Source organism: Sandarakinorhabdus cyanobacteriorum (assembly GCF_002251755.1).
Taxonomy (GTDB): domain Bacteria; phylum Pseudomonadota; class Alphaproteobacteria; order Sphingomonadales; family Sphingomonadaceae; genus Sandarakinorhabdus; species Sandarakinorhabdus cyanobacteriorum.
In genome coordinates, this window is record NZ_NOXT01000112.1 from 22,726 (window position 1) to 44,089 (window position 21,364).

The following is a 21,364-nucleotide window of genomic DNA, read 5'->3' on the forward strand; positions in this document are numbered from 1 at the left end:
TGCCGGCCATGCGCACGCTCCTGCTCTCCGCCCTGTTCCTCGCCAGCCCGGCGCTGGCCCTGCCCGGCGCCCAGCCGAAAGCGATGCAGGCGGCCCATGCGAAGATCGCCGCCGATTATGAGACGACCATCGCCGAGGTGATCGAGCTGACGGAGATTCCGGCGCCGCCCTTCCGCGAAACCGCGCGCGGGGCGCGCATGGCCGAGAAGTTCCAGGCGCTGGGCCTCACCGATGTCCATGTCGATGCCGTCGGCAATGTGATCGGCACCAGGCCGGGCAAGGACCGCACCGCCAAGGCGCTGATGGTTGCCGCCCATCTCGACACCGTGTTCCCGCCCGATGTGCCCATCAAGGTCCGCCGCGAAGGCGACACGCTGCACGCGCCCGGCATTGGCGACACCACCGTCACGCTGGCCGCGCTGCTGGCCTTCAACCGCGCCCTCAATGCCGCCAACATCACCCCGCCGCGGGACATCATCTTTGTCGCCAACGTGGGCGAGGAAGGCCAGGGCGATCTGCGCGGCGTGCGCCACCTGTTTTCGGCCAGCTCGCTGAAACCGCGCATCGGCGATTTCATCAGCTTCGATGGCAGCAACGTCGCCCGCATCGTCAATGGCGGCGTCGGCTCCCGCCGTTATCGCGTCGCCTTCAAGGGGCCGGGCGGCCACAGCTATGGCGCGTTCGGCATCGTCAATCCGATGGCCGCCATGGCCGGCACGGTGCAGGGCCTCTACAAGATCGTGCCGCCCACCGACGTGAAGACCACCTTCGCCGCCTCCACCATCGCCGGCGGCACCTCCGTCAACTCCATCCCCAACCTGATCCTCGCCGAATTCGACATGCGCTCGGCCTCCACCGCCAATCTGAAAGCCCTGGAAAGCCAGGTCCTGAAGATCATCGAGGACAGCGTCGCCGCCGAAAACGCCGCCCGCGACACGCGCTATGGCAAGATCAGCGCCGTCCCCGAACTCATCGGCGACCGCCCGGCCGGCACCACGCCCGCCACCGACCCGCTGGTGCAGACGGCCGCGCGGATCCTGAAGGCCGGCGGCTATGATGCCGAGCTGATGCCCAGTTCGACCGACAGCAACATCCCGATCAGCTTGGGGCTGCCAGCCATCACCCTGGGTGCCGGCGGCGGCGGCTTCCGCGCCCATGCGCTGGATGAATATGTGAACGTCGAACGCACCGCATTCGTGAAGGGGCTGACGACGGCATTCGACATCGTGGTGGAAGCGGCCAACATCAAGCGCTGAATGGTCAAGGAAGAAAGGCCTGTGCCCCGGATCAATTCCGGGGTGACGTGGGCAGGGGCAGAGCGCCCGCACCCGCTTTTGGCTTTGGACGGCGCAACAAGGCCGATCGGCGTCCCTTTTTGACGGAGACTGCCAGCGCCGACGTTGACGCCATTCTGATATCAACTTGAGAAAGAACGATTATTCTTCAGATTTCTCGGGCGATGTCCCGCGAATCACCCTGGTCCGCCCGTTTTTCCACTTTTTACGAATTGGGCAGGATTCAGGATTTTTAACGCCAATCGGAACCCGCCCGGGCCACACGCCAGGCAGCGCCATGATGACAGGCTTTGCCCGTGTAGGACAGACAGGGTTCCATCCGGGATCCGAGGGCAGTGCCCGACCCGCGAGCGCGCCCGAAATCACAGGGGTGCAGAGGCCTCGCCCCTGCCCACCGGAGCCAGTTCCTCCTTCTCCCCGTAACGCAGCACCTGCCTTTTGCGAATTCTCCCGCACTTGCCGGGGCTTGTGTGGCCGTTACACTGGCGGGCGAAAGGAGCGTGCGTGCAGACAAAGGAGCTTCGCCTCGCGCTGGTCTGTTATGGCGGGGTAAGTCTCGCCGTCTACATGCACGGCCTCACCAAGGAGGTCTGGAAACTTGCCCGCGCCTCGATGCGGCGGCAGGCACCCGCCGGCACCGAACTGCCGCCGGCGCGCGACAGCGAGATTGTCTACCAGGCGCTGCTCGACACGCTGCCCGGCCTTGATTTGCGGGTGGTGTGCGACATCGTTGCCGGTGCGTCGGCGGGCGGCATCAACGGCGTGCTGCTGGCCCGGGCGCTGGTGGAGGGCCATGATCTGGATGCCATCCGCAGCCTGTGGCTGGACGGGGCCGACAGTGATGCGCTGCTCGACAAGGCGGCGGCGTCGCGGTCGCTGTCGAAACTGTGGGCGATCCCGCTGGTGTGGTGGGTGCGCCGGCGCGGGCTGGAGGCGGAGGACAAGGCCGAAGTTGCCGCGCATGGCGAAGTGAAGCGCAAGCTGTCCCGCTTCATGCGCAGCCGCTGGTTCAAGCCGCCCTTTTCCGGCGCTGCCTTTTCCGGGCTGCTGGCCGATGCCTTTGCCGCGATGGCGGCCGGCGAGCGCACGCCGCCGCTGGTGCCGCGCCTGCACCCGTTCGATCTGTTCGTCACCGTCACTGATTATCATGGCGCGCCGCGGCTGCTGCGGCTGAACACGCCGGCCGAAGTGACCGAGCCCGAACATCGGCTGGTGATCGGTTTCACCTGCCCCGGCGATGGCGCGCAGCGGCATCTGGGCGCAACCCCCGATCTGGTGTTTGCGGCGCGGGCGACGGCGAGCTTTCCCGGTGCCTTCCCGCCGGCGCGGATCAGCGAGATCGACACGCTGCTGGCCAGCCGCGGCGAGGACTGGCCGGAGCGGCAGGCCTTCATCGACAAGATCCTGCCCGGGCGCGCCCACCCGGAAAGCGTCGACCTGATCGATGGCGCGGTGCTCGACAATCGGCCCTTTGGCCCGGCGCTGGCCGTGCTCGGCATGCGGCCGGCGCACCGCGAGGTGGATCGGCGCTTCGTCTATCTCGATCCCAAGCCCGGCATGCGGCCGGCCGACATGGCCAGCACCACGCCGCCGGGCTTTTTCGCCACCATCCTGCGTTCCCTCGCCGATATCCCGCGCCAGCAGCCGATCCGCGACAGCCTGGGCGCCATCGAGGCGATTTCCACCCGCGCCCGCCGTCTGCGCCACATCGTGATCGGCATGATGCCCCAGGTGGACGCCGCCATCGAGGCCGCCATCGGCATGCGCTTGCTGCTGTTCTCGCCCAACCTGGAGCGGCTGGCCGCCTGGCGCAGCAAGATGAACAGCGAGGCGGCCCGCCAGACGGGCTTTGCCTATGGCGCCTATGGCCGGCTGAAATTCGGCATGGTGGTGGAGCGGCTGGCGACACGCATCGCGGCACTGGGCGGGCAGGATGCCGCCGCGGTGCGCGCCAGCTTGTGGCGGCACCTGACCAGCGCCGGCATCAACCGCCCGGAAGCGGCGCTCACCAAGGCCGGTGCCGCATCCGCCTTCGTGCTGTTCCTGCGCCAGTTTGACGTCGATTTCCGCATCCGCCGGCTGCGCTTCCTGATCCGGCGGGTCAACATGGCGATGACCGGCGCCGATGATGCGACGGCGGCGGCGCTGGGCAAGGTGAAGGCCGGACTCTATGCCATTCTCGCCCCGCATCTCACCTGCTGGCCGACAGGCGGACAGGCCGCCGCCGGCAACGCCATCGCCGATCCGGAGGCCGCGTTGCAGGCCATGGCGACGGCGCTCGACCTCAAGAGCCTTGATGCCCGCTCGGACCAGGCGCTCATCGATCTGCTCGCCGCCGGGCTACCGCGCCGGGTGCGGCGCGAACTGGTGGCGGCCTATCTGGGCTTTCCCTTCTTCGATATCGCCATCCTGCCGCTGATCGCCGATGGCAATGCCGACGAGCTGGACGAAATCAAGGTCGATCGCATCAGCCCGGATGATTGCGTGGCGCTGGCAAAAGCGGGTGGGCAGCGACTGAAGGGATCATTGTTCAACTCGTTCGGCGCCTTCTTCAGCCGGAGCTACCGTGAGCATGACTATCTATGGGGCCGCCTGCATGGGGCCGAACGGCTGATCGAGTTGGTGGTCTCCAGCCTGCCGACGGCGCAGCGGCCCGATGCCGCCACCCTGCACACGATCAAGGCCATGACCTTCCGCGCCATGATCGATGCGGAACGCCCACATCTTGCGACCGTCAGCGATCAGATCGACGCCATCGCTGCGGCCTGCGCAGCGATGGCGTCCGATTGATCGTTCAGGCCGCAACCATACGGCGACGGCGCATGGTGGCACCCACCAGGCCAAAGCCGGCGATCAGCATCGCCCAGCTTTGCGGTTCCGGAACAGCATTGACGCCAATGGTGAAACCATGCCAATTGTCAAAGGTATCCGTGAAGCTGAGCGACGTCACCGTGCCGGCGAACTTGAGCACCCCATGCACCTCGCCGAGGCCGAGAAAGCCCGTGCTGGTGCCATTGACCAAAAAGTCCCCGCTGCCCCAGAAACCAGGCCCCTTGCTGAACACAGTAAACGGCCGGTCGAATGTGACATCAACGCCGTTCCAGCTCGTAAACGCCATGAACACATCGGTCACCGGCTTGGCAAAGGTGATTGTCTTGGTGCCACCGTCGACAAGCCCGATGAGATCGGTGCCGACCGGGCGGTTTACGAGGTTTTGCGTATAGCCGGTCGGCTTCCAATAATCGATGGGATCGTTCCCGAGCTGCACGAAATCGTGCGAGCCATCATAACGCACGTCCACGCCACCGACAGTGCCGGTCACGGCAGTGAATGTCGGTCGTTGCGACCAATCTGCCCACAAAACATGGGTAGCCTGCACGTTGGCGGCGCTGGCTACCATGGCTGAAGCGGCCACAAACATGTGCAACTTCATTTCAATTACTCCTCTAAAGCCGAACCCCAACCGGTTCTTCGATTTGTATGCAAAGAGCATGCCATGCGGTTAAGGCTCTGAAAACAAATGATATCGAAAAAAGCTCGTCGGCGATTGTGTAAATTAATTCGACACTTTTGCTTATGTTTGTGCCGGTTGGGCCTTCGTGGCCGGCCGATACCGCCGCAGATAATGAACGATGATCGCCAGGCCAAACAGCGTCGGGATCGCCCAGATCGCCGGGTTGAAGGCATGTTTGGGGAACATCTCGATCAGCCCGACCGACAGGAAGGCCGTGTAGGCCGCGATCCCGGTCGCCACCATCGCCTTGAAATGTTCCGGAATATAGGCGCGAGGATTGGCTGGCGTGCTGAAGGTATAGCGGAAATAGGTGGTTGACGTGCCAAAGCCGAGCAGCGCCACCATCACCATCAAAATCGGCTCCATCACCAAGCCATTGCGGTTCAGCAGATACAGCCCATGGGCCAGGCAGACACCAGCCGCCAGCATGGTGCCGCCCTGCACCGCCAGCATCGACCAATGCCGGTTGCCGGGATGGTTGCGGCGGTTGCTGACCATGACCAGGCCATAGCGCGTCATCGACATGGCCAGCAGGCCGAGATAGACCATCATGGTGCCGAACATGCCGCGATAGAGCACCGCGTCGGTCAATTGCGGGTGCATCGCCAGCGGCCAGACCAGCGACAGGCCGCCCATGCCCAGCGCCTGGGCCGCTGCCGTGTAGATCGCAGCCGAGAAGACAAAGCCCCACCAGCGGTGCGCCGGCCCGCCCTTGCGCGTCAGCACCGCCCCCCAGAAGGAGGTCAGCGCCACCACACCAGCGCCGATGTGGATGGCCAGAAACAGGTTGAACAGCCAGGGCATGAGATCAGGGCATGAGATCGGGTCTGGGCCTCGCGGATGCTGTGCCCCCTTGGCCATAACGCAGGCGCGAGGGCAAGTGGGCTGTGGAGCTTTGGCAAATGTTGGCGGCGCAGCGGCAACGGGATCAACCCTGTGCCTTGGCTGGGCAAAGCCCCCTTTTCCGGACCGGCTTCGCCGTCGCTCGACCGCTCCCCGCGAATGAGCGGTGATTGGGGCAACCACGGCACTGACGGGTTCAGCGTCCTCGACCCTGGCTCCTGCAGGCGCCTCTTGCCACTGCACCACAAGCGGCCGCATGATCACGGCATGGCCGCCCTCGCCCTTGGCATGCGCTATTTCATCGGCGTGTTTGCGCTGGGGTTCCTGCTGGGCACCGTGAGCACCCTGTGGCTGGCGCCTGTGGTGGGCGACGTGTTGGCGGTGGCCATCGAGTTGCCGATGATGCTGGCGTTCAGCTGGTTGTGGTGCCGGCGGCTGTTGGCGGGACGGTCGCTGGCCATGGGCGGCCGGGCCATCATCGGCGGCACGGCTTTTCTGTGGCTGATGCTGGCTGAACTGAGCCTGTCGCTGGCCTTTGGTGGCACGCTGGCAACGCATCTGGCGGCGCTGCTGGCGCCGGCGGGTTTGCTGGGGCTGGCCGGGCAATTGCTGTTTGCCGCCCTGCCCCTCATCCCAAAGGCCAAATAGCGCCAATGCTGCCTTGCAACATTGCGGGGGCCATGCTAGCCGCGCCGCGCAGACGGTGGACTTCGTTCGCCGGGCCTTTTTGTCATATCCGATTCAAAGCGGGGCACCAGCCTTGGACGCTCAGATTTCTCACCAAGTGGCCACCGGCCTTTCCGGCCGCTATGCCCGCGCGCTCTTCGATCTGGCCATCGAGGGCAAGGCGCTTGCCGCCGTCGAATCCAGCCTGAACGCGCTCAGCGAGGCGCTGGCCGAATCGGCTGATCTGAAGACGCTGATCAGCAGCCCGCTGGTCGGCCGCGGCGCTGCCGGTGCCGCCATCAAGGGTGTGGCCGCCGGCCTGAATGTCGATGGCCTGACGCAGAATTTCCTCGGCGTGCTGGCCGCCAACCGCCGCCTGGCTCTGCTGCCGGCGGTGATCCGCGATTTTGCCGCACTGAACGCCGCCCGCAAGGGTGAGGTGACCGCCAACGTGACCGCCGCCCACAAGCTGTCGGCGGCGCAGCAGAAGGCGCTGGCCGCCAAGCTGAAGGCCGGCATCGGCCGCGATGTGGCGCTGAATGTGACTGTTGATCCGGCGATCCTGGGCGGCCTGGTGGTGCGCGTGGGCAGCCGCATGATCGATTCCTCGTTGAAGACCCGGCTCGAGAATCTCGGCCAGGCGCTGAAAGCTTAAGAAGGGCTGATTGTCATGGATATCAATGCCGCCGAAATCTCGCGGATCATCAAGGACCAGATCGCCAATTTCGGCACCGAAGCCCAGGTTTCGGAAGTCGGCCAGGTGCTGAGCGTTGGTGACGGCATCGCCCGCGTCCATGGTCTGGACAATGTGCAGGCCGGTGAAATGGTGGAGTTTCCGGGCGGCATCCAGGGCATGGCCCTGAACCTGGAAACCGATAACGTCGGTATCGTGATCTTCGGCTCTGACAGCCAGATCAAGGAAGGCGACACCGTCAAGCGCACCGGCACCATCGTCGACGTGCCGGTGGGCAAGGGTCTGCTCGGCCGCGTGGTTGACGGCCTGGGCAATCCGATCGACGGCAAGGGCCCGATCGTGGCGGCCGAGCGTCGCCGCGTCGAAGTGAAGGCGCCGGGCATCATCCCGCGCAAGTCGGTCCATGAACCGATGCAGACCGGCCTGAAGGCGCTGGACGCGCTGGTGCCCGTCGGCCGTGGCCAGCGCGAGCTGATCATCGGTGACCGCCAGACCGGCAAGACCGCTGTCGCCATCGATACCTTCATTAACCAGAAGGGCATCAACGCCGGCGACGACGAGTCGAAGAAGCTTTATTGCATCTATGTCGCCGTGGGCCAGAAGCGCTCCACCGTGGCGCAGATCGTGCGCGCGCTGGAAGAAAATGGCGCGATGGAATATTCGATCGTGGTCGCCGCCACCGCTTCGGAACCGGCCCCGCTGCAGTTCCTGGCGCCCTACACCGGCTGCACCATGGGCGAATATTTCCGCGACAACGGCATGCACGCCGTGATCGTGTATGACGATCTGTCGAAGCAGGCCGTCGCCTATCGCCAGATGTCGCTGCTGCTGCGCCGTCCGCCGGGCCGCGAAGCTTATCCGGGTGACGTCTTCTATCTGCACAGCCGCCTGCTGGAACGCGCCGCCAAGATGAACGACGCCAATGGCGCCGGCTCGCTGACCGCGCTGCCGATCATCGAAACCCAGGCCGGTGACGTGTCGGCCTATATCCCGACCAACGTGATCTCGATCACCGACGGCCAGATCTTCCTGGAAACCGAGCTGTTCTACCAGGGCATCCGTCCGGCCATCAACGTCGGCCTGTCGGTGAGCCGCGTCGGCTCGGCCGCGCAGACCAAGGCGATGAAGAAGGTCGCCGGCTCGATCAAGCTGGAGCTGGCCCAGTATCGCGAAATGGCCGCCTTCGCCCAATTCGGTTCGGACCTCGACGCGTCGACCCAGAAGCTGCTGAACCGCGGCAAGCGCCTGACCGAGCTTTTGAAGCAGGCCCAGTTCAACCCGATGCCGTTCGAAGATCAGGTCGTGTCGATCTTTGCCGGCGTGAACGGTTATCTCGATGGCATCGATGCTGCCGCCGTGACCCGCTTTGAAGCCGCGCTGCTCAGCCATGTGAAGTCGGCCCATGCCGATGTGCTGGCCGACATCCGCGACAAGAAGGACCTGAGCGCGGACACCACCGCCAAGCTGAAGGAGCTGATCGGCGCCTTCGCCAAGACCTTCGCCTGAAACGGATCAGTCACGCCGCCGGCCTGACCGGCGGCGTTGACCGCAAAGGAAGACAGACAGGCCAATGCCCAGTCTCAAGTCTCTGAAAAATCGCATCACCTCGGTGAAATCGACTCAGAAGATCACCAAGGCGATGAAGATGGTGGCCGCCGCCAAGCTGCGCCGCGCCCAGGAAGCCGCCGAGGCTGCCCGCCCCTATTCGGAGCGGATGGCCGCCGTGATGGCGAGCCTGGCGTCGAAGGTCAGCGTTGGCCCGGAAAGCCCGCGCCTCCTGGCCGGCACCGGCAAGGACCAGGTGCATCTGCTGGTCATCTGCTCGTCGGAACGTGGCCTTGCCGGTGGTTTCAACAGCAACATCGCCAAGCTGGCCCGCCGCACGATGGAAGAGCTGCTGGGCCAGGGCAAGACGGTGAAGCTGCTGTTTGTCGGCAAGAAGGCGCGCGCGCCCTTTGCCCGCACCCACAAGGAGCTGATCATCGACACGGTGGACATGAGCCACATCAAGAATGTCGCCTTTGCCGATGCCAAGGCGGTGGCCGAGGATGTGGTTGCCCGCTTTGAGGCCGGCGAATTCGATGTCGCTCACCTGTTTTTCTCCACCTTCCGTTCGGCCCTGAACCAGGAGCCGACCCGGCTGCAGATCATCCCGGCCGCCCTTCCGGCGGGCGATGCCGCCGGCACCGATGCGTCGGTGGAATATGAACCGGGCGAAGAGGCGATCCTTGCCGATCTGCTGCCCAAGAATCTTGCCGTGCAGGTGTTCCGCGCCTTGCTGGAAAATGCCGCGTCCGAACAGGGCAGCCGCATGACCGCGATGGACAACGCCACCCGCAACGCCGGCGACATGATCAACAAGCTGACCATCACCTACAACCGCACGAGACAGGCCGCGATCACCAAGGAACTGATCGAGATCATCTCGGGCGCCGAAGCGCTGTAAGGAGCACGCCACATGGCCAACACCACCAACAATGTCGGGCGCATCAGCCAGGTCATCGGCGCCGTTGTCGACGTGACCTTCGAAGGCGAACTGCCGCCGATCCTTTCGGCCCTGGAAACCAAGGTCGGCGATGTCCGCCTGGTTCTGGAAGTGGCCCAGCACCTGGGCGAAAACGCCGTGCGCACCATCGCCATGGACGCGACCGACGGTCTGGTCCGCGGCCAGGAAGTGGTCGACACCGGCAGCCAGATCCGCGTGCCGGTCGGCCCGGCCACCCTGGGCCGCATCATGAACGTGATCGGTGAACCGATCGACGAGCGTGGCCCCATCGATCAAACCAACACCGCGGCGATCCACGCCCCGGCGCCGGAATTCGTCGACCAGTCGACCGAAGCCAGCATCCTGGTCACCGGCATCAAGGTCATCGACCTGCTCGCCCCCTATGCCAAGGGCGGCAAGATCGGCCTGTTCGGCGGCGCCGGCGTCGGCAAGACCGTGCTGATCCAGGAACTGATCAACAACATCGCGAAGGGCCACGGCGGCACCTCGGTGTTCGCCGGCGTGGGTGAGCGCACCCGCGAAGGCAACGATCTGTATCACGAATTCCTCGAAGCCGGCGTCATCGCGTCGGACGCGGATGGCAATGCCATTTCCGAAGGCTCCAAGGTGGCGCTGGTCTATGGCCAGATGAACGAGCCGCCCGGCGCCCGCGCCCGCGTCGCCCTGTCGGGCTTGACCATCGCCGAATATTTCCGCGATGTCGAAGGCCAGGACGTGCTGTTCTTCGTGGACAACATCTTCCGCTTTACCCAGGCCGGTTCGGAAGTGTCCGCGCTGCTGGGCCGCATCCCGTCGGCCGTGGGCTATCAGCCCACCCTCGCCACCGACATGGGCGCCCTGCAGGAGCGCATCACCTCGACCAACAAGGGCTCGATCACCTCGGTGCAGGCCATCTACGTGCCCGCCGACGACTTGACCGACCCAGCCCCGGCCACCTCGTTCGCCCACCTCGACGCCACCACCGTGCTGTCGCGCCAGATCGCCGAACTGGGCATCTACCCGGCCGTTGACCCGCTCGATTCGACCAGCCGCGTGCTGGAGCCGCGCGTTGTGGGTGAAGAACATTATGGCGTTGCCCGCCAGGTTCAGGAAGTGCTGCAGAAGTACAAGAGCCTGCAGGACATCATCGCCATTCTGGGCATGGACGAGCTGTCGGAAGAGGACAAGCTGGTCGTGGCCCGCGCCCGCAAGATCCAGCGCTTCCTGTCGCAGCCGTTCCACGTCGCCGAAATCTTCACCGGCACCCCGGGTGTGTTCGTGGCCGTGGAAGACACGATCAAGGGCTTCAAGGGCATCGTGGCCGGCGAATATGACCATCTGCCGGAAGCCGCCTTCTACATGGTTGGCACCATCGAAGACGCGATCGCCAAGGCCAAGAAGCTGGCTGCCGACGCGGCGTAACCCTCACCCTCCCACCGCCGTGCGGTGGGTCCCTCCCTCTCCCCCACGGGGAAGGGGCCAAGAGGAAGACCATGGCTGAACTGCTCGATTTCGAACTCGTCTCGCCGGAACGCCGCCTGGCCCGCGCCAAGGTGGCCATGGTGGTCATGCCCGGCACCGAAGGCGATTTTGGTGTGCTGCCCGGCCACGCGCCGATGATGAGCACCATCCGCCCCGGCGCCATCCACATCCATGAAACCGATGGTGGCCCGGCCACGCAGCGGTTTTTCATCGATGGCGGCTTTGCCGAGGTGACCGAAACCGGCCTGACCATCCTGGCCGAACAGGCGACCCCGGTGGCCGAGATCGATGTGGCCGCCGTGGCCACCCAGCTCGCTGCGGCGCGCAGCGCTGGCGACGAGGCGGCCGTCGCCCGGCTGGAAGCCATGCAGGCCGCCGCCACCAACTGATCGGCCGATCACGGCGTGAAACACACCCCGCCCCGGGCAACCGCGGCGGGGTTTTTCTTTGGCCTTCAGGCGCAGGGCCGTTCACCATCAGCACAGCTGTGGATCGCCATCCTTTCACGGTTCCCCCCGGCCTCGAAACCGCCTAAACTCGTGGCCTGAAATACTGGAGCCCTCGGTGATGCGCCTGCCCTTCGCCCTTTTGCTGATGACTGCTGCTCCGGCACTGGCGCAGATACCCGCCAATCCGACCACGGCGCCGCCGCGACCCTCCATCCTGAAGCCGGCCGACATCCCAACCGGCGACGGCACCCAGCCCCGGCAGCGACTGGTGACGGTGTTCGGCAACGAAGCCTGCCCCAAGCCGCGCTCCGCCGATGAAGTGGTGGTGTGCGCCCGCCTGCCCGAATCGGAAGTCTATCGCATTCCCGAGCCGCTGCGCCGGGCCGAGAACCGCCAGAGCGTGCTGACCCAGAATCGCGCCCTGCTGCTGGGCGATGGCGCCGGTGGCGCGGGGGGCAGCATCGGCAGTTGCAGCGCCGTGGGCGCCGCCGGCTTCACCGGTTGCGACCGCAAGCAGATCGAGGCCTGGGCCCAGGATCGCACCAACCGCATGGGCTACAACGAACCCACGCCCAAGCCCTGATCACGGCCTATTTGCCGTTTTTCTTCTTCTGGTTGGCGGCATAAAGCGCAATCGCCACGCCGATCAGGCTGATGAACACCGCGCCAAGCGCAATCCAGACGGCCATGCTCCAATCTCCCTTGGCCCATCGCTAGCGGCTGGGCCCGAAATGACAATGGGGCGCATCGCGCAGCAGCGACACGCCCCATGATGTCTGGCCAACGCCTGGCCGGCGCCGGGATCAGCGCAGCGGCTTCACCGTCGGTGCCACGGCGGGCTTGGCCGGATCAAAGCGCACGCGCACGGTTTCACCGCTGTTGCCGGGGAAATTGGTGAAGATCGCCGTCACCAGGTTGGGCACCAGCTTGGTCAGATTGTTGCTGCTGCTCACGGTTTCGGCGCGGCCTTCAAACACGCTCTGCTTGTCGGCCGTGCGGTTGATGCGCATGGCCAGCGTGGTGTTGTATTGGGTCATGCTGTAGACATCATTGTTGCCCCAGCCGCCCCAACCACCAAAGCCCGGACCCCAGGCACCCCAGCCACCCCAGCCGGCGCCCCAATAGGGGCCCCAGCCCCAGCCGCCCCAGCCGGCACCAAAGCCGATGCCGGGCCGGCTCTGCACCTTCTCGCGCGGGGCGGTGATATGATAATCCAGCTGCACCACCAGCGCGGCGGTGGCCGGGCTGGCCGCTTCCTGGAAACCGGCGGCAATCAGCTTCTGCTTGACCAGATTGGCATAGGTGGCGAATTCCAGCCCGCCTTCCAGCGCCTTGTCGCGCGGTTCGATCACAAAGCTGTTGCCGTGGGCGGCCGGCAGTTGTTGGAACCGCGCCACGCGGGCTTCAAAACCGGTGGTGCAGGCCGAGAGCGCCAGCGCCGCTGCCAGCGGCAACAGGATACGGGCAGGTGCGGTGGTGATCATCGAGTAGCGCTCCACATGAACTTTCTGCAATGAATAGCGCAAACCATAGGCTTGCACAAGTTTCCCGCCGATGAACAACCGGTCACCTTGCCACCCAGACAACACGTCACTTGCCCGCACCCGGCCCGATTGGCAAGCAGCCGGCGATGGCCAGTGATGCCCTGCCGCTGGCCGCGCAGGGCTTTTGCCGTGCAGGGCCTGCCCTACTGTTCGCCCGGCTATGACCCGGCCGACAGGGTGGACGGCCAGCTTTACCGCGATTCCAGTCGACCGCCTGTTGGCGGTGAAGGCCCAGGCCAAGCGGCAGAGCAGCCTTGACGCCAGCCGAATCGGCCTGTGAGGCGTGTCCAAAGGGCGCGGGGTTCGTCTTTCTACGCCGCCAGCTCGGCGACGCCGGGCCTCAGGCGACAAAGCCGACGGCGCGGTGAACCTCGGCCAGCACGGGCTCGGCGATGGCCCGGGCCCGTTCGGCACCGCGGGCACAGATCGCCTCGATCGCCACATCGTCGTTCTTCAGCTCGTTGAAGCGGCTGGTGATCGGCGCAAGCCTGGTCACCATCACCTCGGCTAGGGCGGGCTTGAAGGCGCCAAAGCCCTTGCCGCCAAATTCGGCGAGCACATCGGCAATGCTGCGATCGGTGAGCGCGGCCATCAGGTTGACGAGATTGGCCGCTTCCGGCCGGCCGGCAAGGCCCGCGGCTTCGGAGGGCAAGGCATCGGGATCGGTCTTGGCGCGCTTCACCTTGGCGGCGATGGTGTCGGCATCATCGGTCAGGTTGATGCGGCTCTGGTCGCTGGGATCGCTCTTGGACATCTTGGACGAACCATCGCGCAGGCTCATCACCCGGGTCGCCGGCCCTTCGATCACCGGTTCGGGCGGCGGGAACAGCTCCACCCCCATGTCGTTGTTGAACTTGATGGCGATGTCGCGCGCCAGCTCCAGATGCTGCTTCTGGTCTTCACCCACCGGCACATGGGTGGCCTTGTAGGCCAGGATGTCGGCCGCCTGCAGCACCGGATAGGTGTAGAGGCCGACGGACGCACCCTCGCGGTCCTTGCCGCTCTTTTCCTTGAACTGGGTCATGCGGTTGAGCCAGCCGACACGGGCGGTGCACATCAGCACCCAGGCCAACTCGGCATGCACGCGCACCCGGCTTTGCGGGAACAGCACGCAGCGTTCGGGATCCAGCCCGGCCGCGATCAGCGCGGCGGTCATCTCGTGGATGCCGCGCCGCAGGGTGGCGGGATCCTGCGCCACGGTGATGGCGTGCAGATCGACAACCGAAAAGATGCACTCATGCGCGTCCTGCATGCGCACCCAGTTGCGGATCGCGCCGAGATAATTGCCGAGATGCAGGTTTCCGGTGGGCTGGATGCCCGAAAAGATGCGGCTCATGATCGCTTCCGTCGCGCCCTGAGGCAGGCAATAAGGGCAGAAAGGGTGAACAGGCCCAACAGGCGGGCCGCCGCCAGATAGGCCAGGCCGCCCGCCGATATCAACAGGCCAAGCAGGAGGATCTGGTGCGTGAAGGCCATTTCCGGCGCCACCGCCAGCCAGGGGGCCAGCAGCAGCAGCACGGCCACCATCGCCGCCGTGGCCAGCACCAGCCGGGGCAGCAGCCGGTGTGCCCGGGCATCAAGCTGGAATTGACCGCGCGTGCGCAGCAGCCACCACAGGGTGAAGGCGTTCATCCAGGCCGAAATGGCGGTGCCCACGGCGATACCAACATGGCCCAGCGGCCAGACCAACGCCAGATTGGCGACCAGATTGACCAGCATGGAGGCCAGCGCCACCCGCACCGGGGTGCGCGTGTCGGCCCGGGCGTGGAAGCCGGGGGTGAGCACCTTGATCAACACATAGGCCGGCAGGCCCAAGGCAAAGCCGGCGAGCGCGGCGGCGGTGGCGGCGCTGTCGGCCGCACCGAACTGGCCGTGTTCGAACAGCACGCGGATGATGGGCTCGGCCGCCACCACCAGCCCGGCGGCGGCCGGCAGGGTGAGCAGCAGCACCAGTTCGATGGCGCGGTTCTGCTGGGCAATGGCGCCGGCATCGTCTCCCCCGCCGAGCAGGCGCGACATGGTGGGCAGCAGCGCGGTGCCAACCCCAATCCCGATGATGCCCAGCGGCAGCTGGTTCAGGCGATCGGCATAATAAAGCCAGCTGACCGCGCCCTCGCCGAGGAAGCGGGCGGCAAGCGCGGTGGAGATGAGCAGGTTGATCTGCACCGCGCCGGCACCGAGCGCGGCCGGCAGGATCAGCTTCAGCAGCGCCCGCACCTGCGGGGTGACCCGCGGCCAGCGCAGGCGCAGCGCCACGCCGGCCTTGCTGCACGACCACACCAGCCAGGCCAGCTGCGCGATGCCGCCGATGGTGACACACAAGGCCTGCACACGCGCGGCCGCCACATCATCGCTGCCGCCCGACCACAACAGCCCGGCAATCAGCACGATGTTGAGCAGGATCGGCGCCGCGGCATTGACGGCAAAGCGGCCGACCGAATTCAGCAGCGCCCCCAGCAGGGAGGTGAGGCTGATCAGCATCAGATAGGGGAAGGTGAGCCGGGTGAGATGGACGGTGAGCGCCAGTTTTTCGGCGCTGGCATCGGGAAAGCCGCCGGTGAGCGACCACACCACCGGGCCGGCGGCCGCCACCATCACCACCGTGAACAGCAACAGCACCGGCAGCAGCACCGCCAGCACCTCTTCGGCAAAGGCGCGGGCACCATCCATGCGACCGCCGTCGGCGCCGACCTGGCGGTTGAACATGGGCACGAAGGCCGCCGAGAAGGCCCCTTCGGCGAACAGGGCGCGGAATAAATTGGGCAGGCGCTGGGCGATCAGAAAGGCATCGGCCGCCATGCCGGCGCCGATCAGCGTCGCCTGCAACACATCGCGCACGAACCCGGCAACGCGCGACAGCAGGGTAAGACTGCCGATGGTGGCGGTGGCGCGGAGGAGATTCATTGCGATGGGGATGGCGGGTTACGGCGCAAAGCGCAAGGCGTCGCGAGGAAACTGGGTTTGATGGAACATTACCCAACCCGTTCAGGCCGAGCTTGTCGAGGCACGCACCACAGCCGGTCGGTGCCTCGACAAGCTCGGCATGAGCGGGTTTGGACATTCAACAAGGCACCAATTGACTCTGCCGGCCCTCAAACGAAAACGGGCGGCCCGAAGGCCGCCCGTTTCGTTCCAGCACCGGCTGGATCAGGCGTTGCCGACCTGGCCCTGCTGCTGCTGCGCCAGATAGAGCGCGCCGAAATCGATCGGATCGAGCATCAGCGGCGGGAAGCCGCCGTCGCGCACGGCATCGGCAATGATGCGGCGAGCGAACGGGAACAGGATGCGCGGGCCTTCGATGATGCAGAAGGGCTCCAGCGCTTCTTCCGGCACATTCTGCAGGCCGAACAGGCCGGCATAGACCAGCTCGACCATGAAGGTGGCAGTGCCATCCACATCGGCCTTGGCGCTGATCTTCAGCTCGACTTCATAGACATTGTCGGCCGCCTTGCGGGCGTTGACGCCAACATTCACGTCGATGCGCGGCTGCGCCTGCAGCTGCAGGCTGTTCGGCGCGTTGGGATTCTCGAAGGACAGATCCTTCACATATTGGGTGATGATCGCCACTTGGGGCATCGGCTCGTCCATGAAGCCGTTGCCTTCGTTGGCGCCCAGATCGATCTCGTCAGCCATCGGGCCTGTCCTTGCAGTATGGGCTTATTCGTCGTCGCCGGTGATGACCGGGCCGCTGTCCTGGCCCTTGGCCGACACGTCACGATCGACGAATTCGACGATGGCCATCGGCGTGGCGTCCGAACGGCGGATGCCGGCCTTCAGCACGCGGACATAACCGCCCTGGCGGTCGGCATAGCGGGCAGCCAGCACGTCAAACAGCTTGGCGAGCTGGGCTTCATCGCCCGTGCGGGCCATGGCGAGGCGGCGGTTGGACAGGCCACCATGCTTGGCCAGCGTCACCAGCTTTTCGACATAGGGGCGCAGTTCCTTGGCCTTGGGCAGCGTGGTCTTGATCTGCTCATGCTTGATCAGGCTGGCGGCCATGTTCTTCAGCATGGCAATGCGGTGGGCCGAGGTGCGGCCGAGTTTGCGATGGGCAACGCCGTGGCGCATGGGTCTTCACTCCGTTCGTTCGGGGGCCGTATCAGGTACCCCGGACCAGGCTGAGAAAAGGGGTCAGCCAGATGCCCCTGCCAACGCGGCGGGCTGGCCACAGGGCCAACCCGCCGCGCAGGACTCAAAATTCCTGCTCGAGCTTCTTCGCCATCTCTTCGATGTTTTCCGGCGGCCAACCGGCAATCTCCATGCCGAGGCGCAGGCCCATGTGCGAGAGGACTTCCTTGATCTCGTTCAGCGACTTGCGGCCGAAGTTCGGCGTGCGCAGCATCTCGCTCTCGGTCTTCTGCACCAGATCGCCGATGTAGATGATGTTGTCGTTCTTCAGGCAGTTGGCCGAACGCACCGACAATTCCAGCTCGTCCACCTTCTTGAGCAGGTAGCGGTTGATGCTGGCGCTGTCGTCCACTTCCACGGCGCCACCGGCGGCGGCGGCATGGGCCACCGGCGCGGCCACGGCCGCATCCTCGAAGTTCACGAACAGCTGCAGCTGGTCCTGCAGGATCTTTGCGGCATAGGCCAACGCGTCTTCCGGCGTCAGGCTGCCATCGGTTTCCACCGTGATGGTCAGCTTGTCATAATCCAGTTCCTGGCCAACGCGGGTGTTGTCCACCTTGTAGCTCACCTGGCGCACCGGCGAGAACAGCGCGTCAACCGGGATCAGGCCGATGGGGGCATCGGCCGGACGGTTGGCACTGGCCGGGACATAGCCCTTGCCGGTTTCCACCGTCAGTTCCATGTTCAGCGTGGCGCCGGCATCAAGGTTGCAGATCACCAGATCCTTGTTCATCACCTCCATGTCGCCGGTGACGGCGATCTGGCCGGCGGTGACCGGGCCGGGGCCGGTGGCGTTCAGATAAACGCGCTTGGCCCCGTCACCCGCCATGCGGATGCCGATCTGCTTGATGTTCAGCACGATGTCGGTGACGTCTTCACGCACGCCCGGCAGGCTGGAGAATTCGTGCAGCGCACCGTCCATCTTGATGGCGGTGACCGCGGCGCCCTGCAGCGAGGACAGCAGCACGCGGCGCAGGGCGTTGCCCAGCGTCAGGCCAAAGCCACGCTCCAGCGGTTCGGCGATGAACGCCGCCTTCTGCTTGCCGTCACCGCTGGGGCGCTGCTCCAGACGGTTCGGCTTCTTGAGTTCGGTCCAGTTCTTGGCGATGACTGCCACGGGGTTCACCTCGATTGTGGGAGGAGCAGATCGTCACCTGCCCGTCCCGTTGGACGATGAAAGTCTTGCACGCTGGGAGCCACCAACGGAGCCCGGCGCCAGGGCAGACAGATCAGACGCGACGACGCTTGGGCGGGCGCACGCCATTGTGGGGGATCGGGGTCACGTCGCGGATGGCGGTGATCACGAAGCCCACGGCCTGCAGCGCGCGCAGGGCCGATTCACGGCCCGAACCGGGGCCGCGCACTTCCACTTCCAGGGTGCGCACGCCATGTTCGGCGGCCTTCTTGCCGGCGTCTTCGGCAGCCATCTGCGCCGCGAACGGCGTCGACTTGCGGCTGCCCTTGAAGCCCATGGTGCCAGCCGACGACCAGGCAATGGCGTTGCCCTGCGCATCGGTGATGGTGATCATGGTGTTGTTGAAGCTGGCGTTCACGTGCGCGACGCCAGAGGTGATGTTCTTGCGCTCCCTGCGCTTGATGCGAGCAACTTCGCGAGCCATTTTGAAAAATCCTTAAGCCTGATGTGGGGAAGAAGAGCGGCGGTGACGCGCTTACTTCTTCTTGCCGGCGATCGGCTTGGCCTTGCCCTTGCGGGTGCGGGCGTTGGTGTGCGTGCGCTGGCCGCGGACCGGCAGGCCCTTGCGGTGACGCAGGCCGCGATAGCAGGCCAGGTCCATCAGGCGCTTGATGTTCATGGCGTTCTGGCGGCGCAGATCGCCTTCCACGGTCAGTTCGCGGTCGATCTTTTCACGGATCAACAGGATCTCGGCGTCGGTCAGGTCCTGCACCCGGCGCTCCGGCGGGAAGCCGAGTTCGGCCGCCAGGCGGCTGGCGGTGGTGCGGCCGATGCCGTGGATGTAGGTGAGCGCGATCTCAACGCGCTTGTTGGTCGGGATGTTGACACCCGCAATACGTGCCACAGTCGTTATCCTTTCATGCTCCACGGCGGCCCTGGGCAAGATGCCACCATCTCAAAGCAATATGCCGGCCACCCCAGAACGGGCCGCCAGTTCGTCATCCGATGGAACGGAAGAGAGGCGGTTAGACGCGAGTCGCGCAGAAGTCAAGCCGGCAACAAGCGGAGTCAATCAGGCGTTAAGGATCGAGTCGATCGCCGCGGCCACATCATCCATGCTGGCCATGCCATCGATGCGCGACACAATGCCCCGGCCTTCATAATGCGGAATGATCGGCGCCGTCTTGGCGCGATATTCCGCCATGCGCTGGCGCACGGTCTCGGCATTGTCATCCGGACGACGCTTGAACTGGGTGCTGCCACACACATCACACACGCCGGCCGTCTTGGGCTGCTTGAAATGATCGTGATAGCCTTCGCCGCAGTTGCCGCAGGTGAAGCGGCCGGTGATGCGTTCCACCAGCGCGTCCTCGTCCACCACCAGTTCGATGACATGGTGAATGGCCAGGCCCTTCTCGGCCAGCATCGCGTCAAGCGCATGGGCCTGCACATCGGTGCGCGGATAGCCATCCAGGATGAAACCGGCACGGGCGTCATCATGGTCAAGCCGTTCCGACAGGATGCCGTTGACGATCTCGTCAGAGACGAGACCGCCGGACGCCATCACCGCCTTGGCGGCGAGCCCGACTGGGGTGCCGGCCGCGACCGCGGCGCGCAGCATGTCACCGGTTGAAAGCTGCACCATGCCGCGCTCCTTGACGAGGCGGCTGGCCTGGGTGCCCTTGCCCGCCCCCGGCGGACCCAGCAGGATCAGATTCAACGGCGGTTCCCCCTCAACTTGGACTTCTTGATCAGGCCCTCATACTGGTGGGCCAGCATGTGGCTCTGGATCTGGGCCACGGTGTCCATGGTGACATTGACCACGATCAGCAGGCTAGTCCCACCAAAGTAGAAGGGCACCTTCAGCTGGCTGATCATGAACTCCGGCAGCAGGCAGATCACCACCAGATAGGCCGCGCCGATCACCGTGAGCCGCGTGAGCACATAGTCCAGATATTCCGACGTGCGGGTGCCGGGCCGGATACCGGGCACGAAGCCACCATATTTCTTCAGATTCTCCGCCGTTTCGTCCGGGTTGAACACCACGGCGGTGTAAAAGAAGCTGAAGAACACGATGCCGGCAGCATAAAGGAACATGTAGAGCGGAGCGCCGTGCTGCAGCGCGGTCGTCACCGTCGTCAACCATTCCGGCATGTTGCCCTGCTGGCTGAAGAACTGCGCCACCGTCAGCGGCATCAGCAGCAGCGAGCTGGCAAAGATCGGCGGGATGACGCCCGAGGTGTTGATCTTCAGCGGCAGGAAGCTGGAATCGCCCTGGAACATGCGATTGCCCATCTGGCGCTTGGGATACTGGATCAGGATCTTGCGCTGGGCGCGTTCCATCACGCAGATGCCGGCGATCGTCGCCAGGGCCACCACCGTGACCAGCAGCACGAAGCCCGCCGAAATCGCGCCGGTGCGGCCCTGTTCGAACAACGTGCCCATCGCCGATGGGAGCTGCGCCACGATGCCGGCCATGATGATCAGCGAAATGCCGTTGCCGATGCCGCGGCTGGTGATCTGCTCACCCAGCCACATCAGGAACATGGTGCCGCCCAGAAGCGAGATCACGGTGGAAATGCGGAAGAACATGCCGGGATCGAGCACGGCCGACGCGCCCGAACCGGCGCCCCAGCTTTCCAGGCCGACCGCGATGCCATAGCCCTGCAGGATGGTCAGGAACACCGTGCCATAGCGTGTGTACTGGTTCAGCGTCTTGCGGCCCGCCTCGCCTTCCTTCTTCAGCGTCATGAAGCTGGGAATCAGGCTGGTCAGCAGCTGCACCACGATCGAAGCGGTGATGTAGGGCGTGATGCCGAGCGCAATCAGGCTCATGCGCTCCAGCGCGCCGCCGGAGAACATGTTGAAGAAATCCAGCACGCCGCCGCGGGTCTGGTTGAACAGGCTGTTCAGCGCCAGCGGATCAATGCCGGGCAGCGGCACGAAGCTGACAAGACGGAACACGATCAGGGCCCCGAGCGTGAACCAGATGCGGTTCTTCAGCTCGGTGGCCTTGCTGAAATTCGCGAACGACAAGCTCGCGGCCATTTGGTCGGCGGCAGACGCCATTGATCCCTACCCGATCATTCTGGTGCGTTGAAACGGCAAACGCCGCGTGTCCGTCCCATG

21 protein-coding genes are annotated in these 21,364 nt (G+C 65.2%); 9 read left to right on the forward strand and 12 right to left on the reverse strand.

Annotated elements, in window-relative coordinates:
- Positions 1–8: 8 nt before the first annotated feature.
- Both CHU93_RS09845 and CHU93_RS09850 read left to right on the forward strand, forming a co-directional pair.
- Positions 9–1,256 carry a M20/M25/M40 family metallo-hydrolase gene (locus CHU93_RS09845; RefSeq protein WP_094473932.1) on the forward strand — a complete coding sequence of 416 codons (1,248 nt, stop codon included), beginning with the start codon at positions 9–11 and terminating at the stop codon, positions 1,254–1,256.
- Between the two features lie 543 nt (positions 1,257–1,799).
- Entirely contained in the window at positions 1,800–4,085 is a 2,286-nt protein-coding gene (locus CHU93_RS09850) for a patatin-like protein (RefSeq protein ID WP_094473903.1), read from the forward strand.
- 4 nt (positions 4,086–4,089) lie between these two features.
- Here CHU93_RS09850 and CHU93_RS17950 read toward each other — a convergent pair whose 3' ends face one another.
- Positions 4,090–4,728, reverse strand: a complete 639-nt coding sequence (locus tag CHU93_RS17950) for a PEPxxWA-CTERM sorting domain-containing protein (protein WP_243375514.1) — start codon at positions 4,726–4,728, stop codon at positions 4,090–4,092.
- A 141-nt stretch (positions 4,729–4,869) separates the two neighbouring features.
- Positions 4,870–5,613, reverse strand: a complete 744-nt coding sequence (locus CHU93_RS09860) for a hypothetical protein (RefSeq protein WP_094473904.1) — start codon at positions 5,611–5,613, stop codon at positions 4,870–4,872.
- A 306-nt stretch (positions 5,614–5,919) separates the two neighbouring features.
- On the opposite strand from CHU93_RS09860, the gene CHU93_RS09865 reads away from it, so the two are divergent.
- The 7 genes from CHU93_RS09865 (at position 5,920) to CHU93_RS09895 (ending at position 12,011) form a co-directional block, all read left to right on the forward strand.
- Positions 5,920–6,300, forward strand: coding sequence for a hypothetical protein (locus CHU93_RS09865; RefSeq protein ID WP_094473905.1), 381 nt, complete (start codon positions 5,920–5,922; stop codon positions 6,298–6,300).
- Positions 6,301–6,436: 136 nt separating this feature from the next.
- Positions 6,437–6,973, forward strand: coding sequence for a F0F1 ATP synthase subunit delta (locus CHU93_RS09870; RefSeq protein WP_094473906.1), 537 nt, complete (start codon positions 6,437–6,439; stop codon positions 6,971–6,973).
- A 15-nt stretch (positions 6,974–6,988) separates the two neighbouring features.
- Positions 6,989–8,518 (forward strand): F0F1 ATP synthase subunit alpha, encoded by a 1,530-nt coding sequence (gene atpA / locus CHU93_RS09875; protein WP_094473907.1) that lies wholly within the window; start codon positions 6,989–6,991, stop codon positions 8,516–8,518.
- A gap of 64 nt (positions 8,519–8,582) precedes the next feature.
- Positions 8,583–9,458, forward strand: coding sequence for a F0F1 ATP synthase subunit gamma (locus CHU93_RS09880; RefSeq protein WP_094473908.1), 876 nt, complete (start codon positions 8,583–8,585; stop codon positions 9,456–9,458).
- A 12-nt stretch (positions 9,459–9,470) separates the two neighbouring features.
- Complete coding sequence (atpD, locus tag CHU93_RS09885) at positions 9,471–10,919, forward strand: F0F1 ATP synthase subunit beta (protein ID WP_094473909.1); 1,449 nt, start codon at positions 9,471–9,473, stop codon at positions 10,917–10,919.
- A gap of 71 nt (positions 10,920–10,990) precedes the next feature.
- Complete coding sequence (locus tag CHU93_RS09890; protein ID WP_094473910.1) at positions 10,991–11,368, forward strand: ATP synthase F1 subunit epsilon; 378 nt, start codon at positions 10,991–10,993, stop codon at positions 11,366–11,368.
- Positions 11,369–11,546: 178 nt separating this feature from the next.
- Positions 11,547–12,011 carry a hypothetical protein gene (locus CHU93_RS09895; RefSeq protein ID WP_094473911.1) on the forward strand — a complete coding sequence of 155 codons (465 nt, stop codon included), beginning with the start codon at positions 11,547–11,549 and terminating at the stop codon, positions 12,009–12,011.
- A 220-nt stretch (positions 12,012–12,231) separates the two neighbouring features.
- Here CHU93_RS09895 and CHU93_RS09900 read toward each other — a convergent pair whose 3' ends face one another.
- The 10 genes from CHU93_RS09900 to secY all read right to left on the reverse strand — a co-directional run bounded on the left by CHU93_RS09900 (position 12,232) and on the right by secY (position 21,304).
- Complete coding sequence (locus CHU93_RS09900) at positions 12,232–12,912, reverse strand: DUF4136 domain-containing protein (RefSeq protein ID WP_094473912.1); 681 nt, start codon at positions 12,910–12,912, stop codon at positions 12,232–12,234.
- A 400-nt stretch (positions 12,913–13,312) separates the two neighbouring features.
- Positions 13,313–14,308 carry a tryptophan--tRNA ligase gene (gene trpS, locus CHU93_RS09905; protein ID WP_094473913.1) on the reverse strand — a complete coding sequence of 332 codons (996 nt, stop codon included), beginning with the start codon at positions 14,306–14,308 and terminating at the stop codon, positions 13,313–13,315.
- Complete coding sequence (gene murJ / locus CHU93_RS09910; protein WP_094473914.1) at positions 14,305–15,876, reverse strand: murein biosynthesis integral membrane protein MurJ; 1,572 nt, start codon at positions 15,874–15,876, stop codon at positions 14,305–14,307. The genes trpS and murJ overlap by 4 nt, the downstream gene beginning before the upstream one ends.
- Before the next feature lie 243 nt (positions 15,877–16,119).
- Positions 16,120–16,605 (reverse strand): protein-export chaperone SecB, encoded by a 486-nt coding sequence (gene secB / locus CHU93_RS09915; protein ID WP_086117721.1) that lies wholly within the window; start codon positions 16,603–16,605, stop codon positions 16,120–16,122.
- Positions 16,606–16,629: 24 nt separating this feature from the next.
- Positions 16,630–17,040 (reverse strand): 50S ribosomal protein L17, encoded by a 411-nt coding sequence (rplQ, locus tag CHU93_RS09920; RefSeq protein WP_094473915.1) that lies wholly within the window; start codon positions 17,038–17,040, stop codon positions 16,630–16,632.
- Between the two features lie 124 nt (positions 17,041–17,164).
- The gene (locus CHU93_RS09925) at positions 17,165–18,217 is read right to left on the reverse strand and encodes a DNA-directed RNA polymerase subunit alpha (protein WP_094473933.1); all 1,053 of its coding nucleotides are present in this window, start codon (positions 18,215–18,217) and stop codon (positions 17,165–17,167) included.
- 112 nt (positions 18,218–18,329) lie between these two features.
- Positions 18,330–18,719, reverse strand: a complete 390-nt coding sequence (gene rpsK, locus CHU93_RS09930) for a 30S ribosomal protein S11 (protein ID WP_017666982.1) — start codon at positions 18,717–18,719, stop codon at positions 18,330–18,332.
- Positions 18,720–18,770: 51 nt separating this feature from the next.
- Positions 18,771–19,139, reverse strand: coding sequence for a 30S ribosomal protein S13 (gene rpsM, locus CHU93_RS09935; protein ID WP_086117723.1), 369 nt, complete (start codon positions 19,137–19,139; stop codon positions 18,771–18,773).
- Between the two features lie 168 nt (positions 19,140–19,307).
- Positions 19,308–19,955, reverse strand: a complete 648-nt coding sequence (locus CHU93_RS09940) for an adenylate kinase (RefSeq protein WP_094473916.1) — start codon at positions 19,953–19,955, stop codon at positions 19,308–19,310.
- Positions 19,952–21,304 (reverse strand): preprotein translocase subunit SecY, encoded by a 1,353-nt coding sequence (secY, locus tag CHU93_RS09945; protein ID WP_086117725.1) that lies wholly within the window; start codon positions 21,302–21,304, stop codon positions 19,952–19,954. Before secY ends, CHU93_RS09940 begins: the two co-directional genes overlap by 4 nt.
- Positions 21,305–21,364: the final 60 nt, after the last annotated feature.

Bases quoted from the DNA above. Each gene is read 5' to 3' on its own strand.
- CHU93_RS09845 (WP_094473932.1), top strand. From the start codon at position 9: ATGCGCACGCTCCTGCTCTCCGCCCTGTTCCTCGCCAGCCCGGCGCTG.
- CHU93_RS17950 (WP_243375514.1), bottom strand. From the start codon at position 4,728: ATGAAGTTGCACATGTTTGTGGCCGCTTCAGCCATGGTAGCCAGCGCC.
- CHU93_RS09860 (WP_094473904.1), bottom strand. From the start codon at position 5,613: ATGCCCTGGCTGTTCAACCTGTTTCTGGCCATCCACATCGGCGCTGGT.
- CHU93_RS09865 (WP_094473905.1), top strand. From the start codon at position 5,920: ATGGCCGCCCTCGCCCTTGGCATGCGCTATTTCATCGGCGTGTTTGCG.
- atpA (WP_094473907.1), top strand. From the start codon at position 6,989: ATGGATATCAATGCCGCCGAAATCTCGCGGATCATCAAGGACCAGATC.
- CHU93_RS09880 (WP_094473908.1), top strand. From the start codon at position 8,583: ATGCCCAGTCTCAAGTCTCTGAAAAATCGCATCACCTCGGTGAAATCG.
- atpD (WP_094473909.1), top strand. From the start codon at position 9,471: ATGGCCAACACCACCAACAATGTCGGGCGCATCAGCCAGGTCATCGGC.
- CHU93_RS09890 (WP_094473910.1), top strand. From the start codon at position 10,991: ATGGCTGAACTGCTCGATTTCGAACTCGTCTCGCCGGAACGCCGCCTG.
- CHU93_RS09895 (WP_094473911.1), top strand. From the start codon at position 11,547: ATGCGCCTGCCCTTCGCCCTTTTGCTGATGACTGCTGCTCCGGCACTG.
- CHU93_RS09900 (WP_094473912.1), bottom strand. From the start codon at position 12,912: ATGATCACCACCGCACCTGCCCGTATCCTGTTGCCGCTGGCAGCGGCG.
- trpS (WP_094473913.1), bottom strand. From the start codon at position 14,308: ATGAGCCGCATCTTTTCGGGCATCCAGCCCACCGGAAACCTGCATCTC.
- murJ (WP_094473914.1), bottom strand. From the start codon at position 15,876: ATGAATCTCCTCCGCGCCACCGCCACCATCGGCAGTCTTACCCTGCTG.
- secB (WP_086117721.1), bottom strand. From the start codon at position 16,605: ATGGCTGACGAGATCGATCTGGGCGCCAACGAAGGCAACGGCTTCATG.
- rplQ (WP_094473915.1), bottom strand. From the start codon at position 17,040: ATGCGCCACGGCGTTGCCCATCGCAAACTCGGCCGCACCTCGGCCCAC.
- rpsK (WP_017666982.1), bottom strand. From the start codon at position 18,719: ATGGCTCGCGAAGTTGCTCGCATCAAGCGCAGGGAGCGCAAGAACATC.
- secY (WP_086117725.1), bottom strand. From the start codon at position 21,304: ATGGCGTCTGCCGCCGACCAAATGGCCGCGAGCTTGTCGTTCGCGAAT.